This window comes from Lysinibacillus sp. NPDC093692 (genome assembly GCF_050280125.1).
Lineage (GTDB): Bacteria > Bacillota > Bacilli > Bacillales_A > Planococcaceae > Lysinibacillus.
Genome location: NZ_JBNNUW010000008.1, coordinates 123,872 through 149,174, shown reverse-complemented (window position 1 = coordinate 149,174; position 25,303 = coordinate 123,872). Strand labels below are relative to the sequence as shown.

General features: G+C 34.0%; 24 protein-coding genes and 2 pseudogenes. 19 read left to right on the top strand and 7 right to left on the bottom strand.

Going from position 1 to position 25,303, the window contains the following annotated elements; all coding sequences use genetic code 11:
* Window positions 1-136: 136 nt before the first annotated feature.
* On the bottom strand, window positions 137-643 hold the full coding sequence (locus tag ACQKN4_RS11175) for a helix-turn-helix domain-containing protein (RefSeq protein WP_427483680.1): 507 nt from the start codon (window positions 641-643) through the stop codon (window positions 137-139).
* A 168-nt stretch (window positions 644-811) separates the two neighbouring features.
* Between ACQKN4_RS11175 and ACQKN4_RS11170 the strand changes: the two genes are divergently transcribed.
* The 9 genes and pseudogenes from ACQKN4_RS11170 to ACQKN4_RS11130 all read left to right on the top strand — a co-directional run.
* The gene (locus ACQKN4_RS11170; protein WP_079562587.1) at window positions 812-2,152 is read left to right on the top strand and encodes an MFS transporter; all 1,341 of its coding nucleotides are present in this window, start codon (window positions 812-814) and stop codon (window positions 2,150-2,152) included.
* Between the two features lie 28 nt (window positions 2,153-2,180).
* Window positions 2,181-3,164 carry an ornithine cyclodeaminase family protein gene (locus tag ACQKN4_RS11165; RefSeq protein WP_079562588.1) on the top strand — a complete coding sequence of 328 codons (984 nt, stop codon included), beginning with the start codon at window positions 2,181-2,183 and terminating at the stop codon, window positions 3,162-3,164.
* 1,121 nt (window positions 3,165-4,285) lie between these two features.
* Window positions 4,286-4,782 (top strand): annotated as a pseudogene (locus ACQKN4_RS11160) (DinB family protein).
* A gap of 372 nt (window positions 4,783-5,154) precedes the next feature.
* A complete protein-coding gene (locus ACQKN4_RS11155) occupies window positions 5,155-6,954 on the top strand; it encodes a S9 family peptidase (protein ID WP_427483679.1) in 1,800 nt (599 codons plus the stop codon).
* Window positions 6,955-7,561: 607 nt separating this feature from the next.
* Window positions 7,562-7,828: a hypothetical protein gene (locus ACQKN4_RS11150; RefSeq protein WP_079562590.1), complete on the top strand. Its 267-nt coding sequence runs from the start codon at window positions 7,562-7,564 to the stop codon at window positions 7,826-7,828.
* A gap of 870 nt (window positions 7,829-8,698) precedes the next feature.
* Window positions 8,699-9,088 (top strand): GntR family transcriptional regulator, encoded by a 390-nt coding sequence (locus ACQKN4_RS11145; protein ID WP_079562591.1) that lies wholly within the window; start codon window positions 8,699-8,701, stop codon window positions 9,086-9,088.
* 3 nt (window positions 9,089-9,091) lie between these two features.
* Window positions 9,092-10,201, top strand: a complete 1,110-nt coding sequence (locus tag ACQKN4_RS11140) for a DUF1648 domain-containing protein (RefSeq protein ID WP_427483678.1) — start codon at window positions 9,092-9,094, stop codon at window positions 10,199-10,201.
* Window positions 10,202-10,530: 329 nt separating this feature from the next.
* Entirely contained in the window at window positions 10,531-12,378 is a 1,848-nt protein-coding gene (locus ACQKN4_RS11135) for a serine hydrolase domain-containing protein (protein WP_427483677.1), read from the top strand.
* A gap of 127 nt (window positions 12,379-12,505) precedes the next feature.
* Window positions 12,506-12,730, top strand: a pseudogene (locus ACQKN4_RS11130) (ATP-binding cassette domain-containing protein); the annotation flags it as partial.
* A gap of 250 nt (window positions 12,731-12,980) precedes the next feature.
* On the opposite strand, the gene ACQKN4_RS11125 reads toward ACQKN4_RS11130, so the two are convergent.
* Entirely contained in the window at window positions 12,981-13,256 is a 276-nt protein-coding gene (locus ACQKN4_RS11125) for a YqhV family protein (protein WP_079562595.1), read from the bottom strand.
* A gap of 413 nt (window positions 13,257-13,669) precedes the next feature.
* The gene (locus tag ACQKN4_RS11120; protein ID WP_427483676.1) at window positions 13,670-14,128 is read right to left on the bottom strand and encodes a cupin domain-containing protein; all 459 of its coding nucleotides are present in this window, start codon (window positions 14,126-14,128) and stop codon (window positions 13,670-13,672) included.
* A 361-nt stretch (window positions 14,129-14,489) separates the two neighbouring features.
* Between ACQKN4_RS11120 and ACQKN4_RS11115 the strand changes: the two genes are divergently transcribed.
* The 7 genes from ACQKN4_RS11115 (at window position 14,490) to ACQKN4_RS11085 (ending at window position 19,822) form a co-directional block, all read left to right on the top strand.
* Complete coding sequence (locus tag ACQKN4_RS11115) at window positions 14,490-14,927, top strand: MarR family winged helix-turn-helix transcriptional regulator (protein WP_079562597.1); 438 nt, start codon at window positions 14,490-14,492, stop codon at window positions 14,925-14,927.
* Window positions 14,924-15,667: a pirin family protein gene (locus ACQKN4_RS11110; RefSeq protein ID WP_427483675.1), complete on the top strand. Its 744-nt coding sequence runs from the start codon at window positions 14,924-14,926 to the stop codon at window positions 15,665-15,667. The genes ACQKN4_RS11115 and ACQKN4_RS11110 overlap by 4 nt, the downstream gene beginning before the upstream one ends.
* A gap of 530 nt (window positions 15,668-16,197) precedes the next feature.
* Entirely contained in the window at window positions 16,198-16,518 is a 321-nt protein-coding gene (locus ACQKN4_RS11105) for an ArsR/SmtB family transcription factor (RefSeq protein ID WP_079562599.1), read from the top strand.
* On the top strand, window positions 16,518-17,576 hold the full coding sequence (gene arsB, locus ACQKN4_RS11100; RefSeq protein ID WP_427483674.1) for an ACR3 family arsenite efflux transporter: 1,059 nt from the start codon (window positions 16,518-16,520) through the stop codon (window positions 17,574-17,576). The genes ACQKN4_RS11105 and arsB overlap by 1 nt, the downstream gene beginning before the upstream one ends.
* 178 nt (window positions 17,577-17,754) lie before the next feature.
* Window positions 17,755-17,976: a hypothetical protein gene (locus ACQKN4_RS11095; RefSeq protein ID WP_079562601.1), complete on the top strand. Its 222-nt coding sequence runs from the start codon at window positions 17,755-17,757 to the stop codon at window positions 17,974-17,976.
* A 108-nt stretch (window positions 17,977-18,084) separates the two neighbouring features.
* Window positions 18,085-19,437, top strand: coding sequence for an NAD(P)-binding domain-containing protein (locus ACQKN4_RS11090; protein ID WP_079562602.1), 1,353 nt, complete (start codon window positions 18,085-18,087; stop codon window positions 19,435-19,437).
* Between the two features lie 142 nt (window positions 19,438-19,579).
* Window positions 19,580-19,822 carry an N-acetyltransferase family protein gene (locus ACQKN4_RS11085; protein WP_427483673.1) on the top strand — a complete coding sequence of 81 codons (243 nt, stop codon included), beginning with the start codon at window positions 19,580-19,582 and terminating at the stop codon, window positions 19,820-19,822.
* Window positions 19,823-19,912: 90 nt separating this feature from the next.
* Here ACQKN4_RS11085 and ACQKN4_RS11080 read toward each other — a convergent pair whose 3' ends face one another.
* The 4 genes from ACQKN4_RS11080 to ACQKN4_RS11065 all read right to left on the bottom strand — a co-directional run bounded on the left by ACQKN4_RS11080 (window position 19,913) and on the right by ACQKN4_RS11065 (window position 23,268).
* Window positions 19,913-20,812 carry a sensor histidine kinase gene (locus ACQKN4_RS11080; protein ID WP_346426992.1) on the bottom strand — a complete coding sequence of 300 codons (900 nt, stop codon included), beginning with the start codon at window positions 20,810-20,812 and terminating at the stop codon, window positions 19,913-19,915.
* 24 nt (window positions 20,813-20,836) lie between these two features.
* On the bottom strand, window positions 20,837-21,580 hold the full coding sequence (locus tag ACQKN4_RS11075; protein ID WP_079562604.1) for an ABC transporter permease: 744 nt from the start codon (window positions 21,578-21,580) through the stop codon (window positions 20,837-20,839).
* On the bottom strand, window positions 21,573-22,496 hold the full coding sequence (locus ACQKN4_RS11070; protein WP_079562605.1) for an ATP-binding cassette domain-containing protein: 924 nt from the start codon (window positions 22,494-22,496) through the stop codon (window positions 21,573-21,575). The genes ACQKN4_RS11075 and ACQKN4_RS11070 overlap by 8 nt, the downstream gene beginning before the upstream one ends.
* A gap of 79 nt (window positions 22,497-22,575) precedes the next feature.
* Window positions 22,576-23,268 (bottom strand): response regulator transcription factor, encoded by a 693-nt coding sequence (locus ACQKN4_RS11065; RefSeq protein ID WP_427483672.1) that lies wholly within the window; start codon window positions 23,266-23,268, stop codon window positions 22,576-22,578.
* 630 nt (window positions 23,269-23,898) lie between these two features.
* On the opposite strand from ACQKN4_RS11065, the gene ACQKN4_RS11060 reads away from it, so the two are divergent.
* From ACQKN4_RS11060 to ACQKN4_RS11050, 3 genes are all read left to right on the top strand, one after another.
* On the top strand, window positions 23,899-24,153 hold the full coding sequence (locus tag ACQKN4_RS11060) for a hypothetical protein (RefSeq protein WP_079562606.1): 255 nt from the start codon (window positions 23,899-23,901) through the stop codon (window positions 24,151-24,153).
* Between the two features lie 216 nt (window positions 24,154-24,369).
* Entirely contained in the window at window positions 24,370-24,657 is a 288-nt protein-coding gene (locus tag ACQKN4_RS11055) for a hypothetical protein (protein WP_079562607.1), read from the top strand.
* Between the two features lie 94 nt (window positions 24,658-24,751).
* Window positions 24,752-25,246: a hypothetical protein gene (locus tag ACQKN4_RS11050; RefSeq protein ID WP_079562608.1), complete on the top strand. Its 495-nt coding sequence runs from the start codon at window positions 24,752-24,754 to the stop codon at window positions 25,244-25,246.
* Window positions 25,247-25,303: the final 57 nt, after the last annotated feature.

Here is a 25,303-nt window from a genome sequence, read left to right as displayed (position 1 = left end):
TTTATAGTTAGTTGTATTATAAGAGCCATGTACATGTATAGCGTAGCATGGCTCTTTTGGTTTTTACAATAAATAACTGTTCCATTAAAAAACAAAAGTTGGATAATTTAATGGCTGTGTCCTTCATAGTCTTTTTTTATTGAGATGAGACAAGCAGGAACTTAACTGGTTTATCTCGGTAATTGTACCAATAATGTGTTTTTCGAGCATCAAACATTTTAGATTCGTTTTCTTTTAAAACATATTCTTGTTCCTCAATAATAACGGTTAATTCACCTTCTACAATATAAAGAAATTCATGACCGTCATGTGAAAGAGCATTTCCCTCATTTTCTCCAGATTTTAACGTAACAAGGATCGGGAAATAGGAAGCACCTATACTACCATCTGATAAGTCCGAATAATGGAATTGGGAACGTATTTCGTTTAATTCTTCATTGTTAGTAGTAAAGAAAACACTTGGATTTACTCCTAAAGCATCTGAAATTTTCTTCAAAGAGTCTAATGTTACATTGGATTTTCCTCTTTCAACCTGAGATAAGAAGCTAATAGAAACTCCTGTTTGAGAGGCAAGCATTTTTAAGGTAAATTGTTTTTCTTTACGTATTCTTTTTAATGTCTCCCCTAGAAAATCTGATGTCATTTTATCAAGCTCCTTTATTGCTTATAATATTTTATTCTATACACGTTTCAATAGAAAGTCATAATAAAAAAATAATCTACATTATTGACAGATAATTCAGGCGATTGTAAAGTAAGAACAAGGAGAAATTGAAGTTCCACTTCAATTTTGAACAAAGGGGGAAACTATATGGGTGCAAAACAAATGAGAAAGATTTGGATTGCTAGTTTAGTAGGGAGTTCAATTGAATGGTTTGATTACTTTTTGTATGGTACAGTTGCTGCACTCGTTTTTAATCAATTGTTTTTTGTGAATGAAGATCCAACAGTAGGTTTGTTACTTGCTTACGCATCATTTGCTTTATCATTTTTTATTAGGCCGTTTGGTGGAGTAATTTTCAGCCATATTGGAGATAAGATTGGCCGTAAAAAAACATTAGTATTAACGTTGAGTTTGATGGGGATTGCAACTTTTGGGATGGGGTTACTTCCTACATATCAAGCCATTGGCATCTGGGCTCCAATATTATTGATTACTTTAAGATTAGTGCAAGGGTTAGGTATTGGTGGTGAATGGGGCGGAGCACTTTTACTTGCTGTAGAATACGCACCAAAAGAAAAAAGAGGATTATATGGAGCTATTCCGCAAATGGGTGTAACGATTGGTATGGTATTTGGAACTGTTGCATTGTCTATTATGACTTTACTTCCTGAAGGTTCTTTTATGACATGGGGATGGCGTATACCATTTTTAATAAGTGCATTTTTAGTTTTATTTGGTTTATGGATTCGTAAAGGAATTGATGAGACGCCTTCATTTAAAAAAGTTCAAGAATCAGGTGAGATTCCAAAACTACCAATTATAGAGACGTTGAAAAACTATTGGCGTGAAGTATTAATTGCTATTGGAGCCAAGGTTGTAGAAACAGCACCTTTTTATATCTTTGGGACATTTGTTGTATCCTATGCAACATCAAATTTAGGTTTTTCTAGAACAGTCACGCTAACTGCCGTAATGATTGCAACAATTATTACGACGATTTTAATTCCAATAATGGGGAGCTTATCAGATAAATATGGTCGCAAAAAGTTATACATTATTGGAACTATTGGAATGATCCTATTTGCATTCCCTTATTTCTGGATGTTACAGCAACAATCGGCCGTATTACTTGTAATAGCTACAATCATCGGTCTAGGCGTTATTTGGTCGCCAATTACAGCCGTACTAGGTACAATGTTTTCAGAAATTTTCGACGCAAAAATTCGTTACACAGGGATCACATTAGGATACCAAATTGGTGCAGCTGTAGCAGGAGGAACAGCTCCATTAGTAGCAACAGCTCTTTTAGTTAAATTTGATAATTCTTATGTACCGATTGCGCTATATATTATCTTTACAGCAATCGTTTCATTAATCGCTATTTGGGCTGTTAAAGATCGTAGTCAAGAGACTTTAGATACTGACATACAAAAAGATTCTAAAATAGAAGATACGGAAAAAATCCCAGTCGGGACTATGGAGTCGTAATGATAAAATTCATTGGAGGGTTTTTGATATGTTGATATTAAATGAAGATCAAATTATGAAAAGCTACAGTATGAAAAATGCTATAGAGGACATTAAGAAGGTATTAATAGCAAAAGAGGAAAACAAAATTGTGAACATGCATCGTACTGTCATAGATTTTCCTGATTATGATGCGTCTGCACTATATATGCCAAGTGCCGATTTAGTAAGTGAAGTTGCAGCTGTAAAGGTGGTTACCATTTTCCCTAAAAATTCTCCAATGGGGTTACCAACAACTCAAGGTGTCTTATTACTAACTGATGCAGAGAATGGTACACATATGGCTATGATGAATGCCTCGTATTTAACTCGACTTAGAACGGGTGCTTTGAGTGGAATTGCTACTGATTATTTATCTAAAAAAGATGCAACTATACTAACAGTAATCGGTACAGGTGGGATGGCATTTGAGCAAGTACTAGGGGTATTAGCTGTAAGATCTATAACTAAAATATTACTAGTCAATAAAACAACATCAAAAGCACATCGTTTTGGTAATAAATTGGAAGAGCACGGTGTGGAGATCCCTTTTGAAGTAATAGAAGAAGTATCTGAAGCAGTAAAGCTAGCGGATATTATTTGCTGTGCTACTAGATCAACTAGTGCCGTTTTAGATGGAGATCATTTAAAGCCAGGCGTTCATATTAATGGCATAGGTTCATATTTACCAAGTATGCGCGAAATTGATGAAACATCGATTTTGAAGGCTAAGAAAATTGTAGTAGATGATTATAATGGTGTAAAAAATGAAGCTGGAGAATTTATTCATGCTGTTGAAAAAGGTATATGGTCATTCGATAATATATATTGTGAACTTGGTAAACTTGTCACAGAAACTAGTAAAGGTAGAGAAGATGAAAACGAGATAACCATTTTCAAATCAGTAGGTGCAGCTTACTATGATTTAGCAGTCGCAAAAGGAATATTTCAAAAGGCAAAGCAACAAGGAATCGGTATTGAAATTGATGTGTAATTTAAGGTACAAAAGCTCTTAAGGAGATGCTTAATAGATAATAAAGTTCGTTGAAAGTAACCTCTTTGCGTATTATATCTGCAAGAGGTTATTTTTTTATTTTTCGAAAGAGAATGGAATCAGGGTTTAGAGAATTTATTTAGATTAAATTACGTGGATAATCATGAAAATTATAAGGAGAGCATTACAATGCTTCATGCTGTCGAGGATGTTGGAATTAATCATATTAATTCTAATGGTGGTCATAACTAAATGCTGATCACCCAAAATGATTTTTAGTTTACATAATATTTATATCTTATTCACATATTACTAATTATCGGATTCTTCTCATAGTCTTAGATTTTTCGACTTATTAGCAATGAGAATTAGCGATACATACGTCGAATACACTTTAAAAGTGATCATTAAACAATGTTAAAATTCCTTAAGTAATGCTCTTTGAAAAGAGAGAAATTGAAGTAATATATAGTTAGAGACGATTGATTGCAAAAATTCCTGGTAAACGGTAATTAACGAACAACTATCAATAAAACTACATAGAATATTCGTATATATATAATGAAAGTGCCATTCGTCTAGCAGCTAGATGCTACATCAATCGACACGAATATTATCTTTAGGGAAAAGTCTCGAATGGAACTTTTTATGACTTGACCCATAACATTAATGAAACGGAGGGAATCGTAATAAAACACTTTAAAAATAAGCGTTATTGGATACTTATGCCACCATTTTTTATCATTACAATATTACTTATTGTGCAACTTCCTAGCGAATATAAACACTATTCATTTTTAGTAGTCATTATATTTTGGGTGGTTTTAAAAAGTTGGGATTTCTACTCAAAAATTAAGAACGAAGTAAAAGAAGAGAACTCATCTAAAAAATAGGAACGTTCGAGCGCTTTTGTTATGTTCTTCAAATTGACCTGAGCGTAATCCATGTAACCAAGTACCCGTCAATATGATTCTCGAATCGTCTGAGCGCTGTTCTGTGGATCACTAAAAAATATAACCAGTTTCGTAAGGCACTGATTTTATCGAAAACAGTTCTTTAGACTGCAGCTTTCTACTCGAATGGATTTTATACTATGCTAAGCAAATGGAGGAGAGGCATTTGTGGTTAAACAATTGATTGTTGGCGACGCAATGCATGAATTGGCTACTACACGTCGCATTCTGGAACGCTTATCCGAGGAACATATGCCATGGAGACCACATGAGAAATCGATGACGCTTGGCGAGCTGGCCACACACCTGATCAACCTGCTGAACTGGTAAATCGCAATTCTTCAGTACCCAGAGTTTGATCTTTCGACCGTGCCACTGCGACGGAAGCCTTTGGAAAAACAATCTGACGTTCTCGATGAGTTTGACGCAAACATCGGTAAATTGAAAAATTTTCTGACCGAATGTGACGAGAAAACGCTCGGTGAGGAATGGACGCTGCGCCATGGTGACCAAATCATCCGCCGCGAGCCCGAGCAACTGCGTTCCGCACTTTCGGATTAAACCACATGGTCCACCACCGGGCACAGCTCGGGGTATACTTGCGCCTACTTGATATTTCGGTGCCGGGCATCTACGGTCCCTCGGCCGATGAGGAAGCCCAATGAACTAAGTTTTTCTGCAAAATGTATGACAATAAGTGCAGCTACTAATAAATGGCTGTTCTTCAACGACAACATTAACAACTACTGATAACTGAAACAGCATAATGCTAGGAGTATATTAAAAAAACGAATTTCGATGATGGAAATCGTTTTTTTTTACTTTAAAAAGGAATAATGCAATTTTGTTAGAGTCTAAAACATGGTACTTAGAACGGCCATATTTTTCGCTAAGTTGTAACTAGTATTATGATTTTAACTTTTATAATCAAAGTTTAGATAATATTAATTAGCGTAAATTATACATTAAAGTGTAATAATGGTATTGTATAAAGAGATAGACTTTTCACTCAATTCAAAAAAGGAGGAGTTTTCATTATGATATCTTTTTCTAAACCAGATGTAGAACAGTTTTTACGAACATTTTCGATTGGGGATTTTGCGATTAGTCCAGATGAAAAACAACTAGTTTTCAGTACTAATTTAAGTGGTAAGTATAATTTATGGGCCATGAATTTACCAAATACGTTCCCGACACCGCTTACTTTTATTGACCAGAGCTGTCAAGGACTCCTCTATGATAAACAAGGACGGTTCATCATTGCCGGTTTTGACCAGAATGGGGACGAAAATACGCAGTTTTATGGACTTCCGCTTCAAGGTGGGACAATGAAGAAAATTATTTATGAAGAAGGAACCCGCAATGCTATGCCAATTTTATCAGAAGATGGGAACAAGCTATACTATACATCTTCGAAAGGAAATCCTACGTATTTAAATGCATATGCCTATGACTTAGTGACCGGTGAGGAAGAAACAATTCTTGAGGGAAAAGATGCGCCCACTTTTTTAATCGATTTTAGCCCTAATGAAGAGGCAGCCCTCTACTATAAACATTTTGCTAATACGTATACACTCCTATACGCCAAACGAGGAGAGGAACATATTCTCCTGACACCGCCAACAGATCAGCAACATACTGTCAGTGACGCAGTTTTTGTATCCAATGAGCTCATCTATTTATTAACGAATTACAATGCTGATTTTACGTATTTGGCTTCGTATAATTTAGAGACAAATGAGTTTGTAAAATTGAAAGATTTGGAGAATGAAAGCTTTACTTCGTTGAAATATAACAAAGAAAAGCAGTGCCTGTATGTAATTAGTGAAAAAGGTGTAGAAGATCGTTTATACATGCATGATTTGCTATCGAATAATTGGGAAGAACTAGATTCACCGTGCAGCGTCATCGAAAAGCTTATCGTCACAAAATCCGGAAGTTTGTATTTATTAGGAAGAGGGGCTACGAAGCCGCATAATATTTATCAATTTAAGGAAAATGGGTGGGCATCTTTAACGGGATACACAGTTCCAGGTGTAGATCAAAGCGAATTAGTTGAGCCGGATGTGATTACTTATTCTTCCTTTGACGGACTTGAAATAGAGTCCTTATTTTTCAAAGCTAAAAAGGAAAATGATAATGGTGAAATCATCTTTTGGCCGCATGGTGGTCCGCAAGCTGCAGAGCGTAAATTTTTTAGAGCTTCCTTCCAATTCTTTTTAAATCATGGGTATAGCATCTTTGCTCCGAATTTCCGCGGTTCGACAGGCTATGGATTGGCTTTCACGAAAATGGTAGAAGGAGATTGGGGACACGGCCCACGCCTTGATAATGTAGCTGCTCTCGACTGGCTCATTGATAATAACTACGCTGAAAAAGGCAATATCTTATTGATGGGCGGAAGTTATGGAGGATACATGGCCTTATTGCTTCACGGTAGACATTCTGAGTATTTCAAAGCCGTAGTGGATATATTTGGTCCATCTGATTTGTTCTCATTTATCAACTCGGTTCCTGAAGACTGGAAGCCAATTATGGATCAATGGGTAGGAAATCCTGAAAGAGACAAGCAAAAACTCATTGAATACTCACCATTAACGTATCTAGAAACCATGGTCAAACCAATGCTCGTTATCCAAGGAGCGAATGACCCACGTGTTGTGAAAGAGGAATCTGATCAAATCGTACAAGCTTTAAAAGATAAAGGGCGTGATGTCGAGTACATGCTTCTTGAAGACGAAGGACATGGGTTCTCTAAAAAAGAAAATGAAATTGCTGTTTATCAAAAAATCCTCTCATTTTTTAATCAATTCGTTGGATCTAAAGTGAAAGCATAACGATGTGTATCACTCCGACTGGGAAGAAAACTATTCTTTAAGTAATGAGTGTGTAAGTTGATGGAAATACTGTTTGAAATTAAATGAAAAGACTAGGTTCTACTATGATAGAACCTAGTCTTTTTCATAAACCAACCAACATCCCTTTTGTTACCACATAAACGCCCCACATGTTCTAGTGAGGGATCGAATCACTTGAAGATATTTCAGCAAATCATATCAAGTTGTCTCGAATTCAGTACTGCAAAAATACAGGTAAGTGCTGATTTGTTTGCAAAAATTCCAGACAAATACAATTAACGAACGTTTTCGTGTGTAATCATTACAAACATTCGTGTTTATATAATGAAAATGCCATTCTTTCATCGGCTGGATACTATATCAATCGAATAAAACACGAATTTTATCTTTTGAAAAGGTCACGAATGAAACCTTTTTATGACCTTACCATAACTTAAATGAAACGGGGGGATAATAAAACACTTTAGTTGAACAGCAATTAGGTTTATTAGGTTAATACAAAAAATTGAAATAATAATCGGTGATAAAGCGAAATAAGAGTTTTTACTATTTTTAACCAATCAAATATATATTGAGGTGATTAGTGATGACACTTAAATGGCTGTGGATATTGGTTATTGCGTTTAGCTTACTAGAATGGATTTCAATCCCATTCATAGGTGCATTTACAGGAAAATTATATCAATTAGTTGAAGGTGTATTAATAATTACTTTTATTATTTACCCATTATTTTTCGTGACTTCTCTTTTACTATTACAAAGAGGAATTAAAAAAATTGGTGCAGTAATTTTGCTTATTCCACTAATCGTGTATGCACCCTTGCTAATAAATCTTCAAACATTGCTTAAATAATGTACTTATTGAGCTAGCTGAACAGTTTAGTGAGATAAATTCAAAATACATCGAATAAAAGGACGGGGTAAAATTTAAATTTCGATATTTTAGTTGTCTGTTTATGATGTTGGTCTTACTTTCTGCTTGTAATACTAGAATAGAACCAAAGGAACTTTTAGGAGGAGTATATACAATTGTATTGGACTCTATTATGGAATGAGATGAAGCTTTAAGTAGTAATATGAAATTCATAGCTATTGATATGAATAATTTTGAGGACGTAGAGGAATACAATGTCTAAAAGTTTTTATCCATATACAATACAAATACAGAGGGTATTATGGAGAGTGGACGTATTCAAGCCCCTACTCTACGGCAAATAATATTAGTTTACATAATGTTACTACTTTCTAATTATCGAAAGCTTCCTATAATTTATCGTTCAAAAGGGAATTTTTCGTTTAAATAATGCTAATTATCGTTTAATGTGGATTTGTCCAATATGTATGAAAATTATTCATAATTGTGAACAAACTAAGCTGGTTGATACCTTCTCTTACCAAAGGATAAAAAGTTGATATGGAGTTTGAATAAAGGAAAGCTGGTGCAATAACCAGAGTAGGATTAATCTTCGATTATTAATTACTCTAAACCCATGACTTTACAGTATATAAAAAGCTGACGTTTTGAATAAAGATTGATCAAAATGACAGCTTTCTTTATTAATAACTGTTTATATTAATAATAATTCCAAATACATTGAAAAACAGTCCTTAACTGTCATATAAAAACAGTTAAGGTTTTTTTATGAAAATTCTTTGATATATTGGTAATGTATGTTATATTACAAATATAACATACATTATACAGAGAGGAGGGTGGATTGCTTTGATTTTTCATTTAGAGTTTGAGTCTAAAACACCAATTTATATACAGCTTATCCATTGTATTATTGCAGGTATTGCAAAGAAGGAGCTTGTTCCAGGTGAACGATTACCATCTGTTCGCTCATTGGCAGCAGATATAGGAATCAATTTACACACGGTGAACAAAGCGTATAAAGAGCTGGAACAAAAAGGATTTATTCTAAATCATCGTCAAAAAGGAGTTCTGGTTAATCCAGAAGGAGTTCCAAAGGCAGATGTATCTTTTCAGGAAGAAATGAAAGAAATATTACATCCCCTTATTGCAGAGGCCATTTGTCGAGATGTAAATAAAGAAGATTTTATGAAGCTTTGTGAAGAGATTTTTACTTCATATGTTCAGGGGGGAAGCTAAACGATGGATCATATCTTTTGGATTTCAATTATTTTATTCATACCTATTTTTATTATTTTGATTGGTATGCCGTATTGGACACGACGTACAGAGAGTTTTGGAGTTTCTATTCCGTCTGATGTCTATATGGATAAAAAACTAAAAAAAATGCGAAAACAATATGCTTCAGTTATGACAGCTTTTAGTATTGTTATACTATTTATTTTTTATTTAATCGTAGGAAAGCATTCTCCAAACGATGGAGAGACAATGGGGATTGTTTTATCGATAACTATACCTGGTTTTATGATTATTTCATTTTTAATCTATTTAGTATTTCATAAGCAAATGAAACAACTGAAAGAAAAGGAGAAATGGAATGAACAAAGACAACAGAAGATTGTACTACAAACAAATTTTTATCAGCAAAAATTAATTTATTCTAATTACTGGTTTTTAATTACTTTTGCTTTAGTAGCTGTCACGCTATTTATTACCTTTACGCAGTATGGAAAAATTCCTGAACGGATTCCAACGCAATATGATTTATTTGGTGGGGTTACCAATTGGACAGAAAAATCATATCGATCTGTCTTAATCATGCCAATAACACAAATCTATATGATTGCATTATTCATGTTTATTAATTGGATGATTGGTAGATCAAAACAACAGCTGAATGCTCAAAATCCAGATGGATCAATAGAACAAAACATTATTTTTCGTAGAAGGTGGTCGGTTTTCCTAATTGCTAGTGGAATCTTGCTTACAGTTCTTTTTAGTGTAATCCAGCTATCATTTATTTATTCGATTTTAACAACTTATATGACTGTAATTTCATTAATGTTTCCAGCAATCATGATTATTGGTGTGATTGTACTTGTCATTACAACTGGGCAGGGTGGAAGTCGTGTGAAAAATGTAAGAACGGCAGATGGTACAGTAATAAATCGTGATGACGATCACTATTGGAAGCTTGGTCAATTTTATTTTAATCGAAATGACCCCTCATTGTTCTTAGAAAAACGTTTTGGAGTTGGCTGGACAATAAATTTAGCAAAGCCGCTTGCTTGGTTAATTTTAATCGGAATTTTTGTAATAGCTGCTGGCTTACCAATATTACTAAGTAAATAGAGATTTCAGGAGCATCTGAAATGTTAGCCTTACTCTCCTAAATTCCCATTTTCATTATAATAATAATTGCTCTTGTCATTGGACTTTTCACTCAATGGGACACGCTTTCAAAGATGCAGCAAATTCGTAAACGGTTAGACAAAGCTCTTTTTTGTTTTATCAGAAAAATTCACTCTTATAACAAAACTGGGTTGCTTTGTGTATAACAGATTTATTATGGATAGTAACCAATGCAGTTTGGAGGCGAGGTTCTGATCTAGATTGGCAATATACATATGAAAGAGCTCGATATATCCAATTTATGTTAATTTCAAAGAAGGAGAGATATAATGAGGAAAATAATTTTAATGGTATTGGTAATGGTACTTTGCTCTGTATCAGCTGCTTCTGCAAATGAGGGAATGTTGACACCTTCAGGGATACCTTATGCTGAACTAAAGGATCGCGTGGATAAATATGCATCTAAATTCATTGGGACATCTACTGCTGGAGCGAATGTGTTAATTGTGAAAGACGGAGAAATTTTCATGAATACGTCTTATGGCTATGCAGATGTTGAAAATCAAATAAAAGTCACAACAGATACTGTTTTTGAATGGGGATCTGTTACGAAGCTTCTTGTGTGGACCAGTGTAATGCAGCTTGTAGAGCAGGGAAAGTTGGAATTAGATGAAGATATTCGCACGTATTTGCCGGACGGGTTTTTGACAAAACTGCAATATGATACCCCTATTACGATGTTGAATCTTATGCACCATAATGCTGGGTGGGAGGAGAAATCTACAGATTTATTCTATAAGTCAGCGGATGAAGTAAATCCCTTAGAAGAAACGCTTCACATTATTGAGCCTTATCAAGTGCATGAGCCAGGAGATGTGGTCGCCTATTCGAACTATGGTGTGGCACTCGCAGGGTTTATTGTAGAACAGCTCGCGGATCAGCCATTTTATGAATATGTTAATGAACATATTTTTTCTATTTTGGAGATGAAGGACACAACGATTCATCCTACACAGGAAGATAACCTAGATATAGCAACGAACAGAGAAGCAGTTTATGGATACAGTGTTAATAGCAACGATGAATTTAGTATTTCAAAAAATAAACGGGTATTTATTGGTTTGTATCCTGCTGGTAGCGCAATTGGTACGATTACGGATGCAGCGAAATTTATGGTGGCGCTCATGCCAGCAGATGGCGTGAAAAGTCCATTATTTCAAAACAATCGTACATTAGATGAAATGCTGACGACGAGTGATTTCTATGGTGATGGCTTTCCTCGAAATGCGCATGGTTTTTGGGAAGGGCTATATTCAGTAGATGTATTGGAACATGCAGGAAATACAGATAGTTTTTCGAGCAATTTCACTTTTTCAAAAGATGAGCATTTGGGTGTAATTGTCATGACCAATCAAAGGGGTGAAGTAGGGCTGAGTTATGGCTTACCAAAATTCGTGTACGGCGAGTATTCTGCAGTAGATGGCAATCAAGTACTGCCAAATACGCAGGAGCTTGAAGGAAGTTACATTATGGCAAGACATCCCTATAAAGGTTTTAACAAGTTGTACGGGGCGCTAAGTATTAGGGATATTGATGCGACAGATTCGAACATATTTAATGTTTTTGGGATGACATATGAACAAATCGCTCCGTATCTTTATAAATCTACAGATGATCATAATATATATCTTCATATTACGTTGAACGATGGTGAAGTGGAAAAGATCTCAATGCCGACAATTGATATACTAACGGTCTCTCAAAGTACGAAAATCTTTAATATATTCAGTATCGTGGCAGTAGCTTTCAGTGTCCTATACACTCTCATTGCTTTACTAATCGTGTTGATCCAAGCGATAAAGCATCGAAAAAAAGAAGTTCAATTTACAGTGATGAAGAAGTGGGAAACGCTATTACTCTTAGCGGGTATTGTACCTGTTATTAATTTCATAATTATAACTTTCAGAACTTTTAATTATACTTCTTATACTGCGCTGAATATTCATTTCTTGGTGAACTATGCGTATATCGCCATCGTAGCAATTAGTCTAGTGTCCCTGCTAGTGCAGTGGAAGAAAACGACAACAACGCGTGGTCAAAAAATCGTCTATGTACTTTCTTGTGTCTCTGCGCTACTACTGGTTGTCTTAATTTTTAGCTGGGAGCTTTATTATTAAATTGACTCTATTATATCCTTACTTTTGTAATTTTCGCTTCAAGTCAGTGAGTTCTAGGGGAGTAAGCAATAAATAGGATTAGAAGAAACTAAAACACATCATAAGATAAGGAGATGAAAGAATGGGAATCCTAGATATTAAAAATTTTTCAAAAGTGTATAAAGGTCAAAAAAAAGCTGTCGATAACATAAGCTTATCTGTAGAAAATGGCGATGTTTTTGGATTTATAGGTCATAATGGAGCAGGGAAAAGTACAACAATCAAATCAGTAGTAGGAATCCTAGATTTTGAGGAAGGCGACATCTACATTGATGGGCATTCTATTAAGAAAGAGCCTCTTAGAATGAGGGAGGATGTGACGGTCAATCAACGCCACAACCCAATAAGTGCGAGCGATACACTCCATATAAATTTGTTCAGGTAGAGGTTACTTATACATAAAAAAAACGCAGCGTGGTCACACGCTACAGCAAACTAATGAACATTATTAGAAAGAATAATCAAAAGGTATTGTTTAGAAAGGACAATAAAATACGGCTAATAAATGTGAGGTTTATTTTGTAATAAAGAGTATAGCAAGGATTAAGAATGGAATGTCCATATTACTTTACATGTGAGCTAATAATAATAAGTGTTATTCCCGTAAATAGGCAAATGATTCTCGCCACAGGAATTTTATCAGCTAGTCCAAATAATGCAATTGCTGTCGTTACGATTAAAACAGTTGGACCAACCAATGCAAGCATTGTATTAATATAGAATGCTTTTTCTAAATTATTCAACTTTAGCATCAACAATCCAGCACTTACTTCAATACTTCCAGACAATACACGTAAAATAACCATAGCAAGAACCGATTTTTCTATAATTGTCATCATCCTATCTTTATAAATAATTTTCGCTTATATTATAATTCCATCATTAGGATAATTATAGCGTTCTGTTTTAATGAATTACTAAACCAATATATGTATTATTCTTATCAAATATTCAATTAGGCTTTATAGTGTTAATTTTATAGGTGATTTTCTAGTTAAAAGTTCTTCAAAGAATTTATTAATGCAATCAGTTTTATAAATCCATTTTCTGTTTTTAAAAGGAAATAGTATAGATGCATATAATAAAATCCTAAAGATTTATGGGAAAGGTAGTACTTTTACAAGATGCAGGCTTTACATTTAGTTCAGAAAAAAGCAAAAAAATCGCTATCTTCACTGTATGTGAAGGGCGATTTTTTAAACTTAATCTTACTAATAAATTTCATGTTAAATAACCAAATAACTTACAGTTACTATTCGTGTTTTAAAATTGTTAATCCATTTTTCTTGCCAGAAGCAATTAATTGTTCCGCTTGTTTTTTTGAAACAGGTTGATTTGGCAATTCAGTTGCAGAAGTGACAGGTCTAGCGATATCACGAATGACATTTTCAAAATCAGTTGATGTAAGGGATAAAATCGCTTTTACAGTATTTGTTTTTAATTTGAACGTATGAGATTTCCCTCTTGGTACAAAGATTGTATCACCTGCAACTGCATGAATTTCTTGCTCCTCTAAAAAGAATGTAATTTCTCCTTCAACTATACGCCAGATTTCATCTTCATTTTCATGAATATGAAACGGAGCTTCTAATCCTTTTACTTCAATAAATTCAAATACTGAGAAATTCCCGCCAGTTTCTGTACTTAATAATAAAGGTTTTACGCGAGCTCCTAAAAAAAGATAATCTTCATTCGTCAATAATTCAGTCATATCATTTTCCCCTTTATTGATAACGATGTGTAGTAGTTTAATAAAAAGATTTGTCACGTTCATCATTTTATATATTAAATGATAGATATTCAAGTGGAACACCTTCGGAATTGACTTATTCTTAGTAAAAGACGGAAATAGTTTGATTTTAAGGGTATAGATATAATATTTATAATTAATACAAATAGGTGAGAATTCATGACATATTTACGTATGCATTACCAAACTGCTTATCGATACTGTAAAATAGTGAAGAAATCATCTTTATATTAGGAAATAAGATATTTCTAATAAAAGATAAAATCAATTTTTTGCAATTATAACAAACATCAATTAATATATTAAATGATAGGGGATTATTATGAAATACTCATTAAGAAGAATTCGATTAAGCTATATTGCCTGGTTTCGTTACACCCGTTTTTTTAACCAAAGTATGACCTGTAGCAATCGTCATTTAGCCAAGTGGGGATTACGGACAGGTCAGTTTGATATTATTAGTCATTTAAAAGAAGGTGAACGGGTTACGCAATCAGAATTAGCGAACCGTCTTGTAGTGACCAATTCAAATATTACCCAAATCTTAAGCAAACTAGAAGTAGCAGGCTTTATTCAACGTGAACAAGAGTGGAAGACAAAATATATTTCACTTACACCAAAAGGCGTTGCACTACGAAATGAAATTGTCCCTGCACAAGAGCAATTCCGAGCAGGGCAATTTGAGAATTTAACAGAAGATGAACTTGAACAGTTGATCCAGTTACTAAAAAAGGCGAATCAAGGAGTGCATGAAGAGTGAATATTTTACGAAATGAACAAGCATATTCAAACGGTGGAGGCGTATTTTCCCTACAAATTCATCGACCAGGTTTAATCGATGGAATCTTTGAAAAAGAGGATCATGCATTTGGTCCACTTAGCCGAATTGACCACGCAAAAATTGGGAAAGGTACAATGATTCGTATGCACGAACATATTAATGATGAAATTTTAAGTTATATGTGGCAAGGCGAAATGCTACATGAAGATTCATCAGGCTTGAAAGAAACTTGCTCACCAACAAAGCTAATGCTAATGGGTGCTGGGAGAAGCTTCTTCCATGAGGAATCGACACCAACAGGCCCTGTTGAAATGCTACAAGTATTTATACGTCCGTCTGAAAAAGATTTTGAGCCTCGCGTTCAATTTGCGGAAATGAAACTACCAGAAGTCAGTGACTGGCGTTTAATTGCAGGACCAACAGAAGCGAAAGCCCCACTTGAAATTCGTCAGCAAATCATTGTTTATGATGTACACGGAAAAATAGATGAAGCCTTTACATTACCGATTGTGGCAGGCTATACGCCTTGGCTATATGTAATGGATGGCGAAATTATGGCACATGGGGAAAGCCTATATAAAGGCGATGCAATTTCAGGTACTGCGGAAGAGTTAACAACAATACAAATAACAAAAGATTCAACCGTTGTTCTATTCCTAGTCGACCTAAAGGCCCCAATGACACTTGCTGGTAATTTTAGTGGTGTCAAACGATTTTAAAATATAAAAGGTAACAGGTCTGTCTCAATAAAGTGACAGACCTGTTACTTTTTAGAAAGAGTAGGATCTGGTATCGACAGTCACCACTTAGGTTTCCAAACCTGTACGAAACTCAACAGGCAAGAGACTACCTAAAAGTGCCATTGTCATTTGGAAGGTTTTTCCGAATAGTATTAATATAATGTTCCCGATTGGTTTGAAGTTTTTTAAAAAGGAAAAATGTCTGCACATAGTAAAGAGCAGACGTTTTTTTGTGGAGATATCTTGATATGAAGATGTACCATTTGAAATGTAATTTCCTAAATTTAATATGGGACTTAGAAATATATTAGTTATGTGGGCGTATTAACAATACATAAAAGAAACAGTTATTAAATAAATAAAAAATTTATTTCCGTACTATTGCAATTAAACAATAGGGAGCATAATATAAGTGTATAGTTATATATTGATTTAATCACCTGCAATTAATTGGTGATTTTATTTTCAATAATATATAAGTAAATGGTTATATAAGGAGCGCAGATAGGATGGAAAATACACTAATTGAAAAACAATTAAAAGCAACAGCTGACTTGAATCGCATTAAATTACTTGCATGTATGAAAAATGGGGAGGTATGTGTATGTGATTTTGTGGATGTCTTAGGCATTTCACAACCAGCAGTTAGTCAGCATCTTCGAAAATTAAAAGAGGCAGGCATTATTATCGAACGAAAGGTTGGTACATGGAAACATTATCGTTTAGTTGAGGAGCAGACACCACTTATGAAAGGTATTTTAGACCAAATTGAGCCATTAAATGGATGCAATTGTGGCTCTGACTGTACACACATAGGGGAGGAAAATTAATGGATAATGATTCTTTAACAAAACAGCTTTCGTTTTTAGATCGCTATCTCACTCTTTGGATTTTTGTTGCAATGGGGATAGGCGTTTTATTAAGTATTTCAATGCCTAATATTGGTGAAGCATTAGAGTCTATGTCAGTTGGCACGACATCTATACCTATTGCCATAGGGCTGATTGTTATGATGTATCCACCTTTGGCAAAAGTAAAGTATGAGGAAATGTGGCGTGTGTTCAAGGATTGGAAAGTTCTTTTATTGTCACTTTTCCAAAACTGGTTACTTGGTCCGTTTCTAATGTTCTTCTTAGCCATTATATTCTTGAGAGACTATCCAGAGTATATGGCTGGGCTCATTATGATTGGGTTAGCTCGATGTATTGCAATGGTAATCGTATGGAATGATTTAGCTCGTGGAGATCGCGAATATGTAGCTGGTCTAGTTGCATTTAATTCTATTTTTCAGATTGTAACATATTCAATTTTTGCTTATTTTTTCTTAAATGTATTACCTGGTTGGTTTGGATTAGAAAACTTTAATGTATCCATTTCTATGTGGGAAATTACAAAAAGCGTTCTTATTTACTTAGGGATACCATTTGCTGCAGGATTCCTAACACGATTAATAGCTATAAAAACAAAAGGGAAACAGTGGTATGAGGAAAAGTTCTTACCAAAAATTTCACCGCTTACTTTAATAGCACTTCTATTCACAATTGTGATGATGTTTGCATTAAAGGGTGAAAAGTTAGTCGAACTACCACTCGATGTTGTACGAATCGCTATCCCATTATTCATTTATTTTGTTGTGATGTTTGCAGTTTCATTCTTTTCTTCACGTAAAGTAGGTGCATCTTATCCTGTCACAGCAGCCCTTTCTTTTACAGCTGCTAGTAACAATTTTGAGTTAGCAATTGCTGTAGCTGTAGGTGTTTTTGGACTTCATAGTGGGGTGGCTTTTGCTGCTGTTATTGGTCCACTTGTCGAAGTGCCAGTACTTATTGGACTTGTTTGGGTTGCCTTATGTTGGCAAAAGAAATATTTTAAAACCATTAAATTATAGGAGTTCTTCAATTAACAGAAGTCACAATTCATGCAGAAGAAGAGAATGGCGAATTAGGTTTAGTCTTATTAGGATATTCACCAAAATCCTGCTGATGAAGTTGATATTCCACATAAGTAAAGGTGAAAAATACATTGTCACAGCAATTACATAAGCTGATAAATAGGAGGATGAAAACATGACAGTAAATCATGCCAGTGTGTTAACAAAAGAATACTTCATTTCCTATTTGACCCTTATTATTACTAGTAGAGATTATACAGTAGCTCAAGCCAATTCATTTGCTTTTGATTTCTTCTTTAAAGGAGATAAAGATCGCTATGGTTCTTCAACATGGTGCCAATTCGAGAAAGCAAAAATAGAAATTGAGAAAAAAATGTGTGAGATTGAAGCATATTAATTCCATGTTTTAAGTATAACTGCGTCTAGCTTAATGCTAGACGTAAAAAATAAACTGTATATAAGGAAATGCTTATATTGAAATTTTATAGAAAAGAAGGGTTTATTTATGAAAACATTTAATATAATTCAGCAAAATAATTCTTGCTGTACTACTAATAACATTAAAGCACAAGAGGCTTTTAATGATTTAAATACGAATTTACCTACTGTAATAATTGGTGCTGGTCCAATTGGGTTAGCTGCAGCTGCTCATTTAGTGGAACAAAATCAATCCTTTATATTACTAGAGGCTGGGCGTGAAATAGCTCATAACATTCGCACTTGGGGTCATGTTACACTTTTTTCTCCATGGCGATATAACATCAATAAAGCTGCTAAAACCTTACTTGAGGATACGGATTGGCAAGAACCTAACTTAGAAACATTACCGACTGGACATGAATTAATTGATCTCTATTTAAAACCTTTAGCAGCGTTAGCACAAATAAAACCTTTCATTCAATTAAACTCGAAAGTAGTGGGCGTTTCACGTCAATTAAATGATAAGATGAAATCAAAAAATCGTGTAAATCAGTCCTTTATTATATATATTGAAACGGAAGACGACATAAATGTCATTGAAGCTAAAGCTGTTATTGATGCAACAGGTACTTGGGGAAACCCAAACCCAGCAAATTCGACAGGTGTTTGGCTTCAAAATGAAAAAATATTAGCAGGTCGCATAGAGTATGGTATTCCAAATATTCATACGAATACTAAAAGATATGCTAACAAGAAGATCGCGGTTATTGGAGGCGGTCATTCCGCTATCAATACTTTATTATCTCTGGTTGAATTACAAAAAGAAAATCCTTCAACGAAACTTGTTTGGATTATGCGTAAAAAATCTGTTGAGGAAGTATATGGTGGGGAAGAAAAAGATGCCTTGAAAGCACGCGGAGCGCTAGGTGTACGTATTCATGAATTAGTAGATGCAGGTAAGATTGAAGTAGTGACACCATTTTATATTTCAATGGTGAAAAAAGATGAAAAAATAAATATTGTTGGTACTACAAATGGAGAACAAACAGTATTAACAGGATTCGATGAACTCATTGTAAATGCAGGGAATCGACCGGATTTTTCAATAAACAGCGAACTACGTCTTTCCATCGATAATGTAACAGAGAGTGTGCAAGCATTAGCACCACTCATTGATCCTAATATGCATAGCTGTGGGACAGTACGAGCGCATGGAGAAGAAATATTAAGACAGCCGGAAAATGGTTTCTATATTGTCGGAGCCAAAAGTTATGGACGCGCACCAACATTTTTAATGGCTACAGGTTTTGAACAAGTCCGATCAATAACTGCCTATTTAGCAGGCGATGAGGAAGCTTCGCAACGTGTGGAATTAGAGCTACCAGAAACAGGCGTATGCAGTAGTAATCTTTCCAATCAATCCAATACATGTTGTTAATTATTCGACTGTTAGCAATTGCTAGCAGTCCTCTTCTAAATAATAAGGAGGAAATTGAATGGTAACATTGCTTATTCGAAAAATGGAACACAAAGATTTAAAAGAGGTATTAAACATCTATAAAGAATGAATCGATACTGGGATGGCCACGTTTGAAACATATGTACCGGGTGAACAAGTATGGGATGAAAGACATCATGCAACTTTACGCTTTGTAGCAGAGGAACATAACAGAGTGATTGGATGGATTGCCATCTCACCTGTCTCTACACATACTGTATATTCTGGAGTTGGGGAAGTAAGTGTTTATATATCAAATAAGAGTAAAGGGAAAAGTATCGCCTCCAAGCTGCAGCACCACAAAATACAGATAAAAATTTTGTGAGTTTTTTGTTCGTTAAATTCTTCAAATCATCTTATTCACTTTGATTTTAAACGTTAAATAGTAGTTTGAAACACACCAGAGAAATAGCATTCAATTTTTCCATTCACATTTCATCAGTAATTGATCTCCATTTAATTTTGCAGATAAATTTCCATCCATCTTTATCATGAGGCTTTTTGCAATATACAATCCTAAACCTGTACTTCTCTTTGTTCTTGTTTGATCAACTTTATAAAAACGGTCAAAAAGAAGGGGGAGGTCTTGTTCTTTTAATTCTTTGGCAGGATTCATTATGTTAAGTTGAACAGATGACGAATTTTTAACAAGTTGAATAGTAATATTGCCACTCGAATGTTTAATCGCATTGGAAACTAAATTTTCTATTACACGTTTAACAGCTGATGAATCGCCTGTAATATAAATTTCATCATCTGGAATAAGGATTGATGGTTCGATCTGTGCTTTATTGAAATCATCATAAAAACCAATTAACACTTCAACTAGCAGTTTATTTAATTTGAGGTTCTCCACCTTTAATGGATAATCAGCTGATTCAATAGTCGATAATTCAAAAAACTCATCTAATAAAACCTTCAATCTCAGTGCTCCATTTTTAATGTTCTTTTGGTATTTTATCCTTTTCTCAAGACCTATATCATCGGATTCTAAAAATTGTATATAACCTAAAATAGACGTCATTGGCGTACGAATATCATGCGAAATATTTGCAATTGCCTGCTTCATTTCATTTTCAGTTCTTAATTTCTCAAAAATTGCTTCATTTGTTAAATCAATTTGGTCATTAATATTTTTTGCTAAATTCTCAAGATCTTTGTCATAAAATGTTAGATCTATTTTCTTTGAGATTACTTTATTGTTTAACTGATTTAATTGTCGAGTAACTCGTTTTAGTTCCAGTTTCAATAAGTAAAAGCGAATGAGGATAAAAAATACAGCTATAACAGATATAATTACTATATAGATCATCATTTCACTCGCCTTTCTTTTTATTATTTATTTAATTTCTTTCTTTTGGAATGCTAATACTCCTAGTAATCCAAATATCACATAAGTTACAATCGGGACTATCGCTAATTTAAATACTTCAATGCTTTCCAAAGCATTTATATTAATGAAGTCGTATGATAACTTAAATACCGAATAATTATAAATATATTCAAATAAAGTGATCTTACTAGCTAACATGAACATTACACCATCAAATAGAAGGAATATTAAGATTAGCAAGCCAATCGTTTTTCCACTATCTGTAAACATCGTTGCAAATAACATCATTATTGATGCAAATGCTGCAGCATATAACATAGTAAAAATAATTATTTGAGCAAAGTATTTTAAATCGGGCATATCGTTAAATTGAGAAAGAATAGCCCCAGTTCCTGTCATACCAATTGGTAATATTACTGAAAAAATGATTGCCCCAAATGAAAATACCATTAATTTGGAGATATAAATTCTAATTCTGCTATTGCCCGAAGATGCAATACTTTTCATAGTACCCAAAGAATATTCACTAGCGATAAAATAACCAGCTAAAAGACATGGGATTAATTTTAACACGTAATTGTTCTTACCAATGATAGTTAGAAATAATTCATTAACGCTAATTTGCTCTGTTCCATAAATACTCGCTATTAGAGGAAAAAGGGCAGCAATTAACATCAATGCCAATGTCAGTTTTTTAAACGATGTATCCTTTTTTAACTTAAATAGTTCTGATTTTAATAGATTACCCATGCTGAATTCCTCCAATAAGCTTTGTAAAGTAACTTTCTAAATCTTGACCCATTGACTTAAACTGTTCAATGATTAACCCTGCGTTAACTAATGCTGTAGAAACTTTGGTTGGTTGATCAAGATACTTATATAGTCTAATCACACCATCTGGCATGACCTCGAAATCATTAGTAGAAAGCACAGTTTCAATTATTGTTGCAGCTTTTTCGGTATTATCTACTTTAATATGGAAATATTGCTGACATTTATCTTCTAGCTGATGAAGTGTCATTTGCTCAATCAATTCTCCCTTATGAATGAAGCCATAATGAGTAGCTAACAAATGAAGTTCACTTAAAATATGACTTGATATCAGTATAGTAACGCCTTTTTCACTATTGAGCTTTTTTAATAACTCTCTTATTTCTACAACTCCCATAGGGTCTAATCCATTAATGGGCTCATCTAGAATTAAAAACTCTGGATCTCCTAAAAGAGCAATCGCAAGAATAAGTCTTTGTTTCATACCTAAAGAAAAATTCTTCGCCTTCTTTTTCCCCGTATCATGAAGACCAACAAGTGCTAGTGTTTTTTGAACACATTCTTTACCTGGGACGCCTTTTAAAAGTCTATGTGCTTCTAAATTCTCAGCAGCTGTCATATGTGGATATATTGCAGGTTGCTCAATCGTAGCACCGATACGCTTTCTAGCTTGAATTAACCTCCTTTCGTCCGTTTCTCCAAATAACTCTACAGTACCTGATGTGGGCATTGCTAATCCAGTCACTAAACGAGTTAGCGTGGATTTACCAGCACCATTCTGCCCAATAAAGCCGTAAATAGAACCTTTTTCAATCGATAGATTCACTTTATTTAAAGCAACTTGATGTTTATATTGCTTTGATAATTGATTTGTCTTAAGTACACAATCTTTCATATACTTACCTCCCTTACTTGATATACTTAGTATAGTAAGAAGAACATAAGAGAAGCTTAAGTTAAATCTAAAGAAAACCTTAAGATTTAAGACGGTAGCCCATTCCCCAGATTGTTTCAATATATTCAACACCGGGGCTAGCCTTAGAGAGCTTACTTCTTAAATTGCTCATATGAACATTAATGGTATTATCATCACCATAAAATGGTTCATTCCAAACATTTTCAAACAAGTTCTCTTTCGTGAAAATTTTGTTAGGTGATGACATAAGAAGGACTAAAATATTGTATTCACGAGCTGTAAAAGCGAGTGATTTCCCCTCAACAACTACTTTTTTAGCTTCTGTATCAATCACTATGTTTTTGTACCTTAATTCTTTTTTCATCGGAAGTTCCTGCAAACGTCGATATCTTCTCAAATGAGAGTCAATTCTCGCTGATACTTCATCTATATCAAATGGTTTCGTAATATAGTCATCTGCCCCCGATCTTAAAGCATCAATTTTAGCTTGCTGCTCCAGTTTTGCTGAGATAATAAGGACTGGAGTGTTACTTTGTTCAGCTATTTTTGACAGTATTTCTTCTCCATTCATACCAGGAAGCATTAGATCGAGTAATACCATATCCCAATCTTGCTTCTCCAAGTAAATCATGGCTTCTGTTCCTGAGAAAGCTGGCTGTGAAGCATATCCACTTTTTTCAACGATCCTACATAATAATTGATTTATATCATTGTCGTCTTCAACAACTAATATGTTGATTAATTGTGCCACCACCATCAACTCCTTTAACTATGAGGCTTGATTATATTACTTAATAAATCATTCATAATCAAACATATTATTTTAACCCAATTTGTCTGTAAATTACTCTTAAAATCATTGAAGGCACAATGCATGATGAATAATTTTTTTTATTGAAGAGAAGATACGTTCGTACTATCAACAAGCCCATTCAATAAAAGCTTCTTTCGGGGTAGTACCAGGGGCTTTACTTGAAGACCATTGAGCTGCTTTGACAGCTCTCTTTTCTTATTGTAGGAAGAAATTACATATATAAAATAAGGCAATACATTGTTAAGATTTGATAGGTAAAGTATTCTATGGAATGAAATAGGAACGGTGGCGTTTCTCCAACAAGTGAGGAAGTTTTTTTACTAACAGAGCAAGTTAGCTCAAAAAAAGCCTAAAATAAAGAAAGTAATAAATAGTTTGAGGAAATTCATCATTTAGCATGAAATCCAAATTATCGACCATGAGCGATTTCGGGTGGAAGAGTAGCCACTTATAGACACTCAACTAAGGATTTAGTTATTTTTCATAATAGTAAAGAAATCGGATCTTTCTATAAACCCAAAAATGGTTTTAAATATTTTCAAAATTTAAAGTGAGTTGGTGAAAAAAATGTTTACATGTAAAGTTTGTGGTTTTGATAAATTAGAATGGCCGCAGTATTTAGAAGATGATGCACCAAACTTTGTAATTTGCGATTGTTGTGGTTTCCAATCTGGATATGATGATTTAGATCAAGGTTTAACTTTTGAAGAATATCTAGATAAATGGATTAAAAGAGGGGCTACATGGGTAGATAAGAGTAAAAAACCAAAAAATTGGTCTCTTGAAAAGCAATTGAAAAATATTAAGAAATTAAATATTTAGAGTCAGTAAAAATTAGCAAGCGTTTAGTTAGTATTGGCTAAAGTCCTGAGAGATAATTTCTCTCAAAAGTTTTCCTCTACAAAATAAATGAATAATCCTTATTAAGCTAACGGAGTTCGATTGTTCAATTAGAGCAATTTCTTCTTATGCTAACAGAGTAGGTTAGCATAAGAATATAGCAATAGTTGTGAAAAAATTGGAAATGAGGTGGATTCAATGGGGAATGTTAAATGGATAAATGGAAGCTATAAAGAGGATAACCGTATTTTTGATTCGGAGTTTGAAGTTAAAGAATGGACAGAAGCATTATATCCAGATTTTGTTGCCTATTTAAGTGATAAAAATAATGTAGGATATGCAACACCTGATGAAAAAGTAATTAAATATTTAGCATCCCTTTTTCCTCAATGGGCTGTTTATAACAACTTGCAAATCGGTGTCTGTACAGGAAAAACAGAAATAAATGGACAAATCATCTATAAAATTTGGACAGTAAAATTATAATTATTTTCGCTAACGGGGCAGGCTACTTGAATATGGAAAAACAAATAAACTGTTTAAAAGCTATTCTTAATCGTGTTCTAAAGGAGGTCTATCAATGAGTTCAATTAATGAAAAACTGGTCCTGTTACATAATGATATGATAAGCATGGGTGGGATAATAGACTTAGACTGGTGTGGCAAATTATTTTATCCCTATTATAAACATTTTAATGACGATAATTTCAGATATAGAGCAGGTTCACTTACTGCTTTTTGGGGACTTCTCTTAGAGTGGGAAGACGCAAGTGGATTTCCATTCTATACAGGTGTTGAAGAATGCGACTGTCATCATTTTGATAAGTACCTTAAAGAGTTTTTAAAATATTCTTCCGACATAAAGAAGCAATACCCGAACATTTATCTTATTATCATTGAATCGCTAAACAAACTGAATAAAAGAGAGGTTTGGGAAAATGAATTTCCTCACATTACAAGTGACCTATTTAGTACCATTAGAAAAGAATTGCTGGAGACTGATGTTCAAAGATTAAACGGTGAGGTTTATGATCTTGCATTAAAAGAAGCAGGAATGTCTTTTAAACTCCCATGAAAATAAAACTCTTCAATTTCGGAATAAAGACAACACGAAAGCAGACGCAGCCCATTT

Excerpts from the sequence above, each read along its gene's own strand:
- ACQKN4_RS11120 (WP_427483676.1), bottom strand. The coding sequence starts at position 14,128 with ATGACTGAATTATTGACGAATGAAGATTATCTTTTTTTAGGAGCTCGC.
- ACQKN4_RS11070 (WP_079562605.1), bottom strand. The coding sequence starts at position 22,496 with ATGAAAGATTGTGTACTTAAGACAAATCAATTATCAAAGCAATATAAA.
- ACQKN4_RS11095 (WP_079562601.1), top strand. The coding sequence starts at position 17,755 with ATGACAGTAAATCATGCCAGTGTGTTAACAAAAGAATACTTCATTTCC.
- ACQKN4_RS11135 (WP_427483677.1), top strand. The coding sequence starts at position 10,531 with ATGAGGAAAATAATTTTAATGGTATTGGTAATGGTACTTTGCTCTGTA.
- ACQKN4_RS11115 (WP_079562597.1), top strand. The coding sequence starts at position 14,490 with ATGAAATACTCATTAAGAAGAATTCGATTAAGCTATATTGCCTGGTTT.
- ACQKN4_RS11075 (WP_079562604.1), bottom strand. The coding sequence starts at position 21,580 with ATGGGTAATCTATTAAAATCAGAACTATTTAAGTTAAAAAAGGATACA.
- ACQKN4_RS11150 (WP_079562590.1), top strand. The coding sequence starts at position 7,562 with ATGACACTTAAATGGCTGTGGATATTGGTTATTGCGTTTAGCTTACTA.
- ACQKN4_RS11105 (WP_079562599.1), top strand. The coding sequence starts at position 16,198 with ATGGAAAATACACTAATTGAAAAACAATTAAAAGCAACAGCTGACTTG.
- ACQKN4_RS11085 (WP_427483673.1), top strand. The coding sequence starts at position 19,580 with ATGGCCACGTTTGAAACATATGTACCGGGTGAACAAGTATGGGATGAA.
- ACQKN4_RS11155 (WP_427483679.1), top strand. The coding sequence starts at position 5,155 with ATGATATCTTTTTCTAAACCAGATGTAGAACAGTTTTTACGAACATTT.
- ACQKN4_RS11165 (WP_079562588.1), top strand. The coding sequence starts at position 2,181 with ATGTTGATATTAAATGAAGATCAAATTATGAAAAGCTACAGTATGAAA.
- ACQKN4_RS11050 (WP_079562608.1), top strand. The coding sequence starts at position 24,752 with ATGAGTTCAATTAATGAAAAACTGGTCCTGTTACATAATGATATGATA.
- ACQKN4_RS11140 (WP_427483678.1), top strand. The coding sequence starts at position 9,092 with ATGGATCATATCTTTTGGATTTCAATTATTTTATTCATACCTATTTTT.
- arsB (WP_427483674.1), top strand. The coding sequence starts at position 16,518 with ATGGATAATGATTCTTTAACAAAACAGCTTTCGTTTTTAGATCGCTAT.
- ACQKN4_RS11055 (WP_079562607.1), top strand. The coding sequence starts at position 24,370 with ATGGGGAATGTTAAATGGATAAATGGAAGCTATAAAGAGGATAACCGT.
- ACQKN4_RS11090 (WP_079562602.1), top strand. The coding sequence starts at position 18,085 with ATGAAAACATTTAATATAATTCAGCAAAATAATTCTTGCTGTACTACT.
- ACQKN4_RS11125 (WP_079562595.1), bottom strand. The coding sequence starts at position 13,256 with ATGATGACAATTATAGAAAAATCGGTTCTTGCTATGGTTATTTTACGT.
- ACQKN4_RS11080 (WP_346426992.1), bottom strand. The coding sequence starts at position 20,812 with ATGATGATCTATATAGTAATTATATCTGTTATAGCTGTATTTTTTATC.
- ACQKN4_RS11060 (WP_079562606.1), top strand. The coding sequence starts at position 23,899 with ATGTTTACATGTAAAGTTTGTGGTTTTGATAAATTAGAATGGCCGCAG.
- ACQKN4_RS11175 (WP_427483680.1), bottom strand. The coding sequence starts at position 643 with ATGACATCAGATTTTCTAGGGGAGACATTAAAAAGAATACGTAAAGAA.
- ACQKN4_RS11170 (WP_079562587.1), top strand. The coding sequence starts at position 812 with ATGGGTGCAAAACAAATGAGAAAGATTTGGATTGCTAGTTTAGTAGGG.